Source organism: Dactylosporangium sp. CS-033363 (assembly GCF_050942475.1).
Classification (GTDB): Bacteria; Actinomycetota; Actinomycetes; order Mycobacteriales; family Micromonosporaceae; genus Dactylosporangium.
Window position 1 is genome coordinate 9,372,676 of record NZ_CP192032.1, and the last position, 11,285, is coordinate 9,383,960.

Consider the following 11,285-nt stretch of genomic DNA (forward strand, 5'->3'; position numbering starts at 1 on the left):
ACGCGAGGAAGCCGCGAACGAGGACGCCAGGAAGCCGCGAACGAGGGCGCGAGGAAGCCGCGAACGAGGGCGCCCGGCGGGATCGTCCAAGGTGGACAGGGCCCGGCAACGACCCGGCAAAAACGATCCGGGCGAGGGGCACCGAAACAAGCGGCACCTGAAAGCCGGGCGGTGGTGGTGGCAGGCACATGGGGTACCGGAGCAGGCTCTGAAAGAATCGCGGTGTGAGCCTCCATGCCGATGACCTGCCCGACGTCCTGGCCGTGCCGCCGCTGAGCGCGCCGCCCGACGTCACCCTGCGCCCGCCCGGGTCGAAGAGCATCACCAACCGCGCGCTCATCTGCGCCGCCCTCGCGCCGGGGCGCAGCACGCTGACCGGGATGCTGTTCGCCAACGACACCCACGCGATGCTCGGCGCGGTGCGGGCGCTCGGGGCGGCCGTCACCGTCGACGAGCCCGCCAAGACCGTGTACGTGGACGGCGTCGACCCCCGCACCGCGAGCGGCGAGGTGCGCATCGACGCGCGCCAGTCGGGTACGACGGGGCGGTTCATCCTGCCCGCCGCGGCCCTGCGCCCGGCGCGCGGCGTCGTGGACGGCGACCCGCAGCTGCTGGCCAGGCCGTTCGGGCCGCTCGTGGACGCGCTGCGGGAGCTCGGCGCGACCATCGAGGACCTGGGCCGGCCCGGGTACCTGCCGGTCGCCGCGACGGGGCCGGTGGCGGGCGGCAAGGTGGCGGTGCCGGGGCACATCTCCAGCCAGTACCTCTCCGGGCTGCTCATGGCCGGGCCGCTGATGGCCGACGGGCTGACCGTCGAGCTCACCTCGCCGCTGGTCTCGGTGCCTTACGTCGAGTCGACCACCGCCGTCATGGCCGCGTTCGGGGTGAGCGTGGACGGGCTGACGGTGCGGCCGGGCACGTACCGGGCGACCGAGTACGCGATCGAGCCCGACGCCAGCGCCGCCTCGTACCTGCTGGCGGCGGCCGCGATCACCGGCGGGCGGGTGACCGTCGAGGGGCTCGGCACCCGCAGCCTGCAGGGCGATGTGCGCTTCGCCGACCTGCTCGAGCGGATGGGCGCGCGGGTCGAGCGGGCGGCGGACAGCATCACGGTCACCGGTACCGGCGAACTGCACGGCATCGACGTCGACATGGCCGACATCTCCGACACCGCGCAGACCCTGGCCGCCGTGGCCGCGTTCGCCGACTCCCCCACCACCGTCACCGGCATCGACTTCATCCGGCGCAAGGAGACCGACCGGATCGCGGCGATCGTGACCGAGCTGCGCCGGGCGGGGCTGGACGCGACCGAGGACGTGGACGGGTTCACGGTGCGGCCGGGAGCGATCGCGGCGACGGATTTCGAGACGTACGACGACCACCGCATGGCGATGAGCCTGGCGCTGCTCGGGCTGCGCGTGCCCGGCATCCGCATCAAGCACCCGCGATGCATCGCCAAGACCTATCCGACGTACTTCGAGGATCTCGCGCTGTTGTGAGCCCGCGCTAACGCCGCTCGCAGGCCACGCCGTCCCTGTCGGCGTCGAGGCGCTTGTTGGCGTCGTAGGCGGCCTGGTTCACGGCGAACGTGGTGACCGGCTTCGCGCGGCGCGCGACCTTGTCCGTCGCGCCCGCGCGGGCCACGCCGTGCGGGAAGTCGTGCTGAAGGGCGGCGCAGCTGACGTACCGCTTCGGCGCGGCCTGTCCCGTCGGGAGCGCCAGCAACACCGCCAGCAGCACGTGCATCATGCCCGGTGAACTCGGCCGGGCGCGCCCGGACCTGAGGGTTCTACAGCGCGTCGAACCAGAGCGCCTCCCACGAGCCCGGAGCCGCACCCGTCGCCTTCATCTCCTGGTAGTACTGCCCGGTGTAGTCGAGCCGGCAGGTGAAGTAGGTGCCGCGGGCGGAGTTGCGCAGGTAGAACTTGCCGGCATCGGTCCACACGTCGAAGGTCTCCCACGTGTCGTTCCACTCGCCGCGCCCGCGCAGCATGCCGAGGTTCTTGCCGGTGTACCCGTACTCCGCGGTCACGAAATAGTCCGACGGCGCCTTCAGGAACACCGTGTGCCCGCCGTCCTCCGAGCAGACGCGGAACACCTCCCAGCTGCCGGTCTGGCCGGGGGCGGTGCGCGCGCGGAGCATGTTGTGGATGGCGCCGCCGTAGCCCTGTTCCTCGGCGATGTACCGGTTGGCGGCCAGGCTCAGAATCTTGTAGTCGCGGCACGTGGCGTCCAGCGCCGGCATCTTGGTGCCCTCGAACCCGAGCTGCTGCTCCCCGTCCCGCTCCAGCGGCGTACCGCCGGTCATGTCGATCTTCCCCGGCGACAGCCCCGGCGGCGGCGCGACGGCACTGCCGCGCCCGCTCGGGTGCCCGGGATCGCCCTCCTCGGCACGCGCGAGCGCGAGGGGCGTCACGACCGCCGCGACGACCGCCGCGGCCACCAACACGAGGATGCTTTTGCGCCGCACGGGGCACTCCGTTCACGCCGACGGCCGCTTCGTCCGGCCGTGTCGCGCACGATGCTCGGCCACGCCATCGACGGGGGTCAAGGAGCCAAAGCCGATCTTAAACTTCCCTTCAGCGCCCTTTCCACGTCGTCACACTGCGCATTCGGTACCGTCTGCAAGCGCAGTGAAAGCTGTTGAAAACGGTCTGAAATGTGCAGGGCCGCGACTCCCGCCCGTCACCGCGGCACCCCGCCGGTAGGGTGCCCCGGTGGGAATACGGGCCGGGCGGGTGGCCATGCTCGCGGCGGTCGTGGTGCTGGTCGTCGCCGGCTCCAGGTCGCGTCCGCGAACTCGACGCGGCGTTCGCAGGGACTGCTTCGTATTCCGAGCCGGATAGGCTGCAGCGATGGCCGCCTATTTCTTCTTCGGGGCGCTCTTCCTGATCGGAGTGGTCCTGGCCACCGACTTCCGGGGCTTCACCACCTGGTACGCCCGCAAGGCGGTGCGCCCGTCGCCGGGCGGTCTGCTGCTCAGCCATTGGACCGCGCCGTCAGGCCCGCGGGAACTGGAGCGGCGGCGAGGCGAGGCGCGGTTCCTGTTCCGCGTCATCGGCGGTGTGGCCGCCGGGGCCGGCCTGCTCATGATCTACGCCGTCGTCAGCGGGCCGCGGGGTTGAACCGCGGCAGGAGCGACGGACGAGTCGACCTGTACGCCGGGTTCTGTCCCCGCTCGGAAGCGGGGGACGGCCATCCATCTCGGCCTGCCGTCGCCGGCAGGCTCCAGCGGTCCACCCGCAGGCTCGGGCGGGCCGCCCTCGAACGCCTGCGCAGGCCGGGCCCGTGGGCCCGCGCCCTTTTGACCTTGCTCCGGGTGGGGTTTACCTAGCCGCCCCGGTCACCCGGGGCGCTGGTGGGCTCTTACCCCACCGTTTCACCCTTACCAGCTCGCGCTGGCGGTCTGCTCTCTGTGGCACTGTCCCGCGGGTCGCCCCGGGTTGCCGTTAACAACCACCCTGCCCTGTGGAGCCCGGACGTTCCTCGGCGGTGCCAGAAGCACCGACGCGGCCGCCCGGTCGACTCGTCCGTCGCGCTGACTATGGTAGTCAGACCATGGACCTCGCCGACATCGCATTGCTCTCCGTCGCCGGGCTGGCGGCCGGGACCGTCAACGCGATCGCCGGGGGCGGGTCGCTCATCACGTTTCCGGCGCTGATCGCGACCGGATTGCCGCCCGTCGCGGCGAACGTGACGAACAGCACATCCGTGTTTCCCGGGTACGTCTCGTCCGTCGTCGGCAGCCGCGCCGATCTCGGGCGGGCGCACTGGCGGCCGCTCGTGCCGACCGCGGTCGTCGGGGCCGCGCTCGGGTGCGCGCTGCTGCTGCTCACGCCGGCCGCGGCGTTCGACGTCGTGGTGCCGTTCCTGGTGCTCGGGGCGGCCGCGGTGCTCGCGTTCCAGGACCGGCTGCGGCGGCTGGTCGGGCATCCGCGGGAGATGTCGGCGCGGCGGCGGGCGCTGAGCCTGCACGCGATGGTCTTCGTCGGCTCGATCTACGGCGGGTACTTCGGCGCCGCCCTCGGCGTCATGCTCGTCGCCGGGATCGGCCTGGTCGTGGACGAGTCCATGGCCCGCGTCAGCGCGCTGAAGAACGTCATCTCGGCCGTCGTCGGGCTGGTCGGGGTGCTCGCGTTCGCGCTGTTCGGGCCGGTCGACTGGGCCGACGTGGCGGTCACGGCCCCGACCGCGCTGATCGGCGGGTACCTCGGGGCGCGGCTGGCCCGGCGGCTGCCGAGCATCGTGCTGAGGACCCTGATCGTCGCGTTCGGGACCGTGGTCGGCCTCGTCCTGCTCTATCAGGCTTTTTCGTAGCCAATCACGACAAGTGGCCCGTCTCGTTCACCGACCGCACCGCGACGCCACCGTCCGGCCAGGAGTCGACGAGCGAAATCCCCGCCGGATCGAGATACATCCGGAACAGGAACGAGTCACCGGCCGCGAGCGCGTCGCGGAGCAGCAGCTTGATCGGCGTCACGTGGCTGACGACGGCGATCTCCTGGCCCTCGAAGCGATCCTGCAACCGCCTGACGACCCGCCGGACCCGCATAGCGACCTGCTGAAACGACTCTCCTCCGGGCGGCGGCACGGCAGTCGAGGCGAGCCACCGGTCCTGCTCGGCCGCGTACCGCTCGCGGACCTCGCCGTAGGTGAGCCCCTCCCACTCGCCGAAGTCACACTCGATCAGGTCGTCCTCGACATGAATCGGCAGGTCGCCCAGGGCTGAAGCGGTCTCTAGGCACCGCTTCAGCGGTGAGCTGACGATCGCGGCCAGGTTCGGGGCCACCTCCAAAGCGCGCCTTGCGGCCTTGGCGGCCTGCTCCTGCCCGATCGGGGCCAAGGAGATGTCGCCGCGACCGGAGTACCGCTTCTCGGCCGTGTACGGGGTCTCGCCGTGGCGGATGATGACCATCCGCAGCGGAGAGCCGGTCGACGGCGGCGACCAGGAACGCTTCTCAGCCGGCTCCGCCTTGCCGTCCATCGCGGCGTTGGCCAGGCGGTCGGCGTCCTTGTTCTGCTCGCGGGGGATCCAGCTGTACCGCACCAGCGCGAACCCCAGCGCCAGCGCCTTGGCCTCGTCGGCCAGCGGGCGCAGCCCCGGGTGCTTGATCTGCCAGCGGCCCGCCATCTGCTCGATGACCAGCTTGGAGTCCATGCGCACGTCGACCTCGTCCGCGCCCAGCTCGCGGGCGGCCTTGAGCCCGGCGATGAGCCCGGAGTACTCGGCGACGTTGTTCGTGGTCACGCCCAGCGCCCCGAGCCGCTCGGCCAGCAGCCCGCCGTGCTCGTCGCGCACGACGGCGCCGTAGCCGGCCGGGCCCGGGTTCCCGCGCGAACCTCCGTCGGCCTCGACGGTCACCCGCATGCGGCTACAGCCCCGACTCGGCGGTGCGCACCAGGATGCGGCGGCACTCCTCGCAGCGCACGACGTCGTCCGCCGGGGCCGCCTTCACGCGGGCCTTGTCGCCGCCGGAGAGCTCGATCCGGCAGCCCTCGCAGCGGCCCTGGCGCAGCATCGCCGCGCCGATCCCGCCGCTGGACTCGCGGATCTTGTCGTACAGCGTGACCAGGTCGGCCGGCAGGTCGGCGGCGAGCGGACGGCGCCCGGCCCGCCGGAACTCCTCGTCCTTGGCGATCGCCGCGAGGGACTCGTCGCGGCGCTGCTCGGACGCGGCGCGGGTGGCCCGGGACGTCTCCAGCTTGCCGACGATCTCGTCGAGGGCGGCCTGGGCGGTCTCGCGCTGTTCCATGTGCTCCAGCTCGGCGTCCTCCAGCTCGGACTGGCGCCGGTTCAGCGTGGCGATCTCGTGCTGCAGGGCCTCCAGCTCGCGCGACGGGCCGCTGCCGCCGTCGAGGCGGGCCTGGTCCTTGTCCTTGCGGGCCCGGACCTGCTCGACGTCCTTCTCCAGCCGCTCGATGTCGCGGTCGATGTCGTCCACTGCGACCTGGGCGCGGACGCGCTGATCCTCCATCATGGACAGCTCGCGGGCCAGCGCGTCGAGCTCGGCGTGCTCGGGCAGCGCCTTGCGCTTGTGTGCGAGCTGGGTCAGCGCGATGTCGATCGCCTGGAGATCGAGCAGGCGGCGCTGGGCTTCCGGATCGGCCTTCACGAGTCGTTACCCTCCAACAGAACCCAGGGTGAGGTGTCCACATCGGACACGATGGTCTGCACGCCGGCCTCCGCGCGCAGGAACGCCGCGACGTCGTCCAGCCAGGGCCGCTCGGACGCCCAATGGGTGACGTCGACGAGGGCCGGCCCGCCGTTCGCGAGGTGCTCCTGCGCCGGATGATGGCGCAGATCCGCGGTCAAGTATGCGTCAACGCCCGCGCGCGTGGCGTCGGCCAGGAACGCATCGCCGGACCCGCCGGACACCGCGACCGTGCGGACGGGCCGGGACGGGTCCCCTGCCGCCCGTACCATGGCGGCGGTTTGATGCAGTTGATCGGCCGCATGCCGCGCGAACGCGGCCAGGGTCATCGGCTCGGGGAGCCGCCCGACGCGACCGTGCCCGCGCTCGGGTGCCCTCGGATCAGACCGCAGCGGGTGTACTTCCAGCAGGCCGAGCCGCCCCGCCAGCGCGTCCGACACGCCCGGGTTGGCGACGTCGCCGTTGGTGTGCGCGGTGTACAACGCGATCCCGGCCCTGATCATCCGGTGCACGATGCGGCCCTTGTAGGTCGTCGGCGCGAGGGTGGAGACGCCGCGCAGGAGCAGCGGATGGTGGGTGAAGACCAGCTCCGCCCCCGCCCGCTCGGCCTCCTCGACGACGGCCGGGTCGCAGTCGACGGCGAGCAGCACGCGGCTGACGGTCGCGCCGGGGTCGCCGAGGACGAACCCGACGCGGTCCCAGTCCTCGGCCCACTCCGGCGGGTACCGCTGCTCCAGCAGGCTGACGATCTCGGAGACGCGCACGGCGCTACGTTAGTCCACCGGCGCCTGCACGGACCGTTGCGCCTCCAGCGCGTCCAGCGGGAGGTGCCACGGGAAGTCGGTGCGGTTCTCGCCGATGCCGGGCTGGTGCAGCTCGATGACGTCGTCGCCGTACAACATGGTGACGCCCCACGACCGCAGCCGCTCGATCGCCTCGCCGAACGCGGGGTGGGCGGCCATGGCCCGGTTCGTGTACGGCACCGCGACGATCGGCAGCCCCAGCCCGAGCCCCTCGACGATGAGGCCGAGCGCGAGGGTGTCGGCGATGCCGGCCGCCCACTTGTTGACCGTGTTGACGGTCGCGGGCGCGACGATGATCGCCTCGGCAGCCGGCAGGACGTCCGGGTCGCCGGGGTATTTGTACCGGTGTCGTACGGGGTGACCGGTCTGCTTGACCACGCCGGGCACGTCGAGCCACTTGAGGGCGTCCGGCGTGGCGACCACGCAGACGTCCCAGCCACGCTCCTGGGCGAGCGAGACCAGATTGCCAACGCCGGCGGTGGCGGGTGAGCCACACACGACGGCGTACAAAACGGGTCGTGACATGCGGGCATTCTGCCCTGTTGCTTAGGCCCTGTCCTGTCAATCACGTCGAGCCGAGACGGAGTCCAGATTTCGTCTGCGTGCGCCCCGTGGAGGCCTGGTTACCGGGGTTGTAACCCGGCCTTCACGGGGGGTGCGCAGGCGGAATCTGGGCCCGTCGCAGGCCGGCGTGATTGGCAGGACAGGGCCTAAACGCCCACACTCATGTGCTCGGCAAGTTCCGCCACCGGGGCCGACGGCGTCCCCCGCGTGCGGCGCAGGACGTCGCTGAGCACCTCGCGGGCCAGGGGCCGGCACCGGATCTCCGACGGCGCCAGCCGGTCGCCCTCCAGGAGCATCTCGCTGGCCATGTCGATGTCGCCGATCAGCGCCTGGGCCCGGGCCTGGTCCAGATAGTGGTGCGCCCGGCGCTCCGGCAGCAGGGCGTTGAAAATATCAAGATCCAGGCTGTGGTGTACCTCCACCGCCACGCGCCCCTCGCCGAGTTCCACGGCGGCGGCGGCCCGGTGCAGCTTGACGTTCGTCGGCCCGAAGCACGACCAGTAGTAGTTGGCGTCGCCGTCCATGCCCCGCGCCGCGTCCTCGGCCCCGGCGAGCAGGTCGCGCACGGTCGCGCTGTCGCCGATCCGGGCGGCGGACATGGCGCCCTGCAGGAGCAGTTGGCCGTACACCGAAAGGCGTTCCGGGGTGCTGTCGTTCCCGCCGATGCCGGGCGCGAGCCGGTTCGCGATGTTGACGTTGATCTCCAGCGCCGGGCGGGCCCGGCCGAGGGACAGCAGCGCGCAGGCGACCCGCGTGGTGGCGGTGCCGGCCAGCAGCTGGTCGCCCGCGCGCTGGGACACGGCGATCGACCGGTCGGCCGCGAGCCACGACAGCTCGTGCTCGCCGAGCTTGCGCAGGGCCGACGAGGCGATCTGGTACACCTGGCCGAGCAGGTGCGCGGCCTCCTCCGCCTGGGCGCCGTCGCTGTAGGCGGTGTCGGCGGCCTGGGCCTCGCGCAGCAGGCGGGGCAGGGTGCGGGCCAGCATGCCGTACTTCGCGTGCTGGTACGACAGCCAGGCGTGGGTCACCGCCTTGCGCATCTCGGGCAGCGGGGGCGGCTCGGGCGGGGCGTAGAAGAAGGCGCTGATCTGGTCGTAGCGCTCCAGGGCGGCGCGGATCTCCTCGACCTCGATCTGGTCGACGCAGTTGATGCTGTCGGGGCGCCGCTCGGGGTCCCGGCCCAGCAGGATCTGCACGTCCAGCTGCAGGACGTCGGCGATCTCGTACACCACGGAGAACTTGTCGAGCCGGCGCACGCCGCGCTCGACCTTGTCGACCCAGCTCTTGGACTTGCCCAGCCGGTCCGCGAAGACCTGCTGCGACATCTTGCGCCGGTTCCGCCAGTAGGCCACCCGACGGCCGATGGGCAACTCATCCACGTCGCTCACCTCCGGAGGTCACCCGGCCGGTAGACATCGCACGATTTGTGCGGTTCATCCCGGTCGTTCGCTCATACGTTCCGATGTGCAAGTTGCAGCCCCCGTCGTACTGGCCAACGACGCACAACGCGTCCGGTAACGCGACGTGGTGCCGTGCGCACTTTCGAGTGATCTCGCCTGGTTGGAGACCGTCATGCTCTCGTGGGAACGCCTGCGGCTGCGCAAGGCCGCAGCCCGCTATGCGGCACACGGCTGGCCCGTTCGCCCGGGCGCCTTCCTGGTCGGCCGGCACGCCGGGCGCCACCTGCGCGAGCGGCGCTTCGACTGCGGCACCCCCGGCTGCCCGACGGTCGCCTGCCACCCCGCGCCCTTTACCGGGGACTCCGTCCGGGCCACCTGGAAGGAACACCCTTACACGGTGCTGCTGCCCACCGGCTTCGCCTTCGACGTGCTCGAGGTGCCCGGCGCCCTGGGCCGCGCCGCGCTGCTGGGCGACGGCTTCGTGGCCGCCCGCGGCCCGGTGGCGGTGGCGCCCGGGGACCGCTGGATGTTCCTGGTGCTGCCGGGCCACGGCGTCCTGCCCGAGCTCGCGGCGCACGCCGGCGTCGTCCTGCACGGCCAGGGCTCGTGGGTCCCGGCCCCGCCGAGCCGGCAGTTCGGCGGGCGGGTCCGGTGGGAGCTGGCGCCGGAGACGCACAACTGGAAGCCCGCCGAGCCGTACGCCGTGCAGGCCCTCATGCTCGACGCGATCGGCGCGGGCCCGTTGGCCACCGCGGGCCGCCGCGCTACTTGGCGAGCCGTCGCGTAGCGCTTGGTTTTTACTCAGCGCTCCGGTGCCGGCTTCCGTGCTCTTACTCAGCGCACACGACCGGACCGGCGCGTCACGCCGGTCGTCACGGGCCGTACCACTACGCTGCGTCGAGATCACAGAACCGGCTCTCCCACGGAAATGTTCACGTGCAGAATTCATGCCGGTGCCCAACGTAGCCTCGCTGTGGCCCCACGGTCGACCCTCGTAATCCGAACGTAGTACTCAAGGAACGCGAGGGTACCTACTTAAAGCCGCCGATTGATCTACTCTATTGATCATCATCGACCCGTAAGTCGGCGGAGGTCGAACCGTTACGGCTCTTGACGTCGGATGATCCGTTGCCGGGGGCGGACGCTCGGCCCACACGCTCCGGGATATCGACCGAGCGTAACGCTGCGCGACACAGTGCCAGAATCGCTCTTCAACTTGGTTGACGTCAATTCCACCATTCGTGGAACCCGCCTTTTCCGGAAATTTCGTGATTTGCGTCGTTCGCCGGATTCCGCGCATTCTCTTGATCAACGCCGGCCGATTGCGCGCCCATTCGAAGCAGCGGCTGAGGGGCGTGTTGCCCTCGCTATCGATCATCTCGCAGCCCAGCGCCTCCCCGACCCCGCGTAGCCCCCCGGCGCGGCACGGACCCCGGCGCGGCACACACCCAGCCCGCGTGGCCCCAGGCGCGGCGCAGACCCAGCCCGCGTGGCCCCAGGCGCGGCGCAGGCCCCGGCGCGCGGCGCGGACCTTGGTGCGGCAGGACCCCAGCGCGGCGCGGACCGGCCCCGGCGCGGCACGGACCCCGGCGCGGCGCGGATCGACCCCGGCGCGGCACGGACCCCGGCGCGGCGCGGACCCAGCGGCAGCTCGGCGTAGCGAGATCGGGCGCGGGGTGGGCCCGGCGCGGGGTCAGCACGGACCGGCAAGGAGCAAGGCCCGGCCCGGCTCGCCCGGCGGGCCGCGGGCGGCGAGCCCGTGCGGCATCGCCCGCTGCGGCCGAGTGGCGCCCAGCGCGGCCACTCGGAGCCCACCGCGGGCACGCGTCGGCCGGCGCGGCCAGGCACGGCTCGGCCCGCCCGCACGGCCGATTCGGCGCGGCGCCGCACGGCACGACCTCAGCCCCGATCCGGCCGGCCGCTCCCGCCGGCCTAGTCCGCGTGGCCCAGGTCGGGAAAGACCAACGTGAACAGCCACCCCATGGCGAAGAACACGAGCATGATCCCGAGCCCGCCGATTACGAACCCAATGGCGGCGGCCCGCAGCACGGCAAGAACGCTCGGATCCCGATTCGCCCGCATCCCTCCATCATCCGCCACGACTAGCGTTCCCGGCGCCCCGTGCGCCCGCAACAGTCACGGCCGTCCAAAGCGATCCTCCCCCAGCGCGCGGGCGAGGTGGCCAGGGCGATGACACGGCCCTCGGAGGGCTTGCGAGTCCGAGGGCCGGACGACACTCGCGATTGCGGCTCTGCACTGCCATGGCTGCGGCGGCGTTCCGGTCTTCACCACGCTACCCAGAGGCGCCAAGTCGACCTTGGGCCGCCGTCACGCAATGCGAACCTGCCGTGGCGGGGAGTCGACGG

General features: G+C 71.9%; 12 protein-coding genes and 1 other RNA gene. 4 read left to right on the forward strand and 9 right to left on the reverse strand.

Annotated elements, in window-relative coordinates; translation table 11 throughout:
• Positions 1–224: 224 nt before the first annotated feature.
• A complete protein-coding gene (gene aroA / locus ACQPZ4_RS43200; protein WP_433049917.1) occupies positions 225–1,499 on the forward strand; it encodes a 3-phosphoshikimate 1-carboxyvinyltransferase in 1,275 nt (424 codons plus the stop codon).
• A gap of 7 nt (positions 1,500–1,506) precedes the next feature.
• On the opposite strand, the gene ACQPZ4_RS43205 is transcribed toward aroA, so the two are convergent.
• Complete coding sequence (locus ACQPZ4_RS43205) at positions 1,507–1,749, reverse strand: excalibur calcium-binding domain-containing protein (protein ID WP_433049920.1); 243 nt, start codon at positions 1,747–1,749, stop codon at positions 1,507–1,509.
• A gap of 40 nt (positions 1,750–1,789) precedes the next feature.
• The gene (locus ACQPZ4_RS43210; RefSeq protein ID WP_433049923.1) at positions 1,790–2,470 is read right to left on the reverse strand and encodes a fascin domain-containing protein; all 681 of its coding nucleotides are present in this window, start codon (positions 2,468–2,470) and stop codon (positions 1,790–1,792) included.
• A gap of 385 nt (positions 2,471–2,855) precedes the next feature.
• Here ACQPZ4_RS43210 and ACQPZ4_RS43215 point away from each other — a divergent pair, with 385 nt between their 5' ends.
• Complete coding sequence (locus ACQPZ4_RS43215) at positions 2,856–3,125, forward strand: hypothetical protein (protein ID WP_433049926.1); 270 nt, start codon at positions 2,856–2,858, stop codon at positions 3,123–3,125.
• A gap of 16 nt (positions 3,126–3,141) precedes the next feature.
• Here the strand turns inward: ACQPZ4_RS43215 and rnpB are convergent.
• An RNA gene (gene rnpB / locus ACQPZ4_RS43220) (RNase P RNA component class A) lies at positions 3,142–3,529 on the reverse strand.
• A gap of 29 nt (positions 3,530–3,558) precedes the next feature.
• Between rnpB and ACQPZ4_RS43225 the strand changes: the two genes are divergently transcribed.
• Positions 3,559–4,317 carry a sulfite exporter TauE/SafE family protein gene (locus ACQPZ4_RS43225; protein WP_433049928.1) on the forward strand — a complete coding sequence of 253 codons (759 nt, stop codon included), beginning with the start codon at positions 3,559–3,561 and terminating at the stop codon, positions 4,315–4,317.
• A 4-nt stretch (positions 4,318–4,321) separates the two neighbouring features.
• Here ACQPZ4_RS43225 and ACQPZ4_RS43230 read toward each other — a convergent pair whose 3' ends face one another.
• The 5 genes from ACQPZ4_RS43230 to ACQPZ4_RS43250 all read right to left on the reverse strand — a co-directional run bounded on the left by ACQPZ4_RS43230 (position 4,322) and on the right by ACQPZ4_RS43250 (position 8,898).
• Entirely contained in the window at positions 4,322–5,368 is a 1,047-nt protein-coding gene (locus ACQPZ4_RS43230) for a histidine phosphatase family protein (protein WP_433049931.1), read from the reverse strand.
• A gap of 4 nt (positions 5,369–5,372) precedes the next feature.
• Complete coding sequence (locus ACQPZ4_RS43235) at positions 5,373–6,113, reverse strand: zinc ribbon domain-containing protein (RefSeq protein WP_433049934.1); 741 nt, start codon at positions 6,111–6,113, stop codon at positions 5,373–5,375.
• Positions 6,110–6,916 carry a Nif3-like dinuclear metal center hexameric protein gene (locus ACQPZ4_RS43240; RefSeq protein WP_433049937.1) on the reverse strand — a complete coding sequence of 269 codons (807 nt, stop codon included), beginning with the start codon at positions 6,914–6,916 and terminating at the stop codon, positions 6,110–6,112. Before ACQPZ4_RS43240 ends, ACQPZ4_RS43235 begins: the two co-directional genes overlap by 4 nt.
• 9 nt (positions 6,917–6,925) lie before the next feature.
• Positions 6,926–7,480 (reverse strand): flavoprotein, encoded by a 555-nt coding sequence (locus tag ACQPZ4_RS43245; RefSeq protein WP_433049940.1) that lies wholly within the window; start codon positions 7,478–7,480, stop codon positions 6,926–6,928.
• A gap of 185 nt (positions 7,481–7,665) precedes the next feature.
• Positions 7,666–8,898: a helix-turn-helix domain-containing protein gene (locus tag ACQPZ4_RS43250; RefSeq protein ID WP_433049943.1), complete on the reverse strand. Its 1,233-nt coding sequence runs from the start codon at positions 8,896–8,898 to the stop codon at positions 7,666–7,668.
• 193 nt (positions 8,899–9,091) lie between these two features.
• On the opposite strand from ACQPZ4_RS43250, the gene ACQPZ4_RS43255 reads away from it, so the two are divergent.
• Positions 9,092–9,706 carry a bifunctional DNA primase/polymerase gene (locus ACQPZ4_RS43255; RefSeq protein ID WP_433049946.1) on the forward strand — a complete coding sequence of 205 codons (615 nt, stop codon included), beginning with the start codon at positions 9,092–9,094 and terminating at the stop codon, positions 9,704–9,706.
• A 1,145-nt stretch (positions 9,707–10,851) separates the two neighbouring features.
• Here the strand turns inward: ACQPZ4_RS43255 and ACQPZ4_RS43260 are convergent.
• Positions 10,852–11,001 (reverse strand): hypothetical protein, encoded by a 150-nt coding sequence (locus tag ACQPZ4_RS43260; RefSeq protein WP_433049949.1) that lies wholly within the window; start codon positions 10,999–11,001, stop codon positions 10,852–10,854.
• Positions 11,002–11,285: the final 284 nt, after the last annotated feature.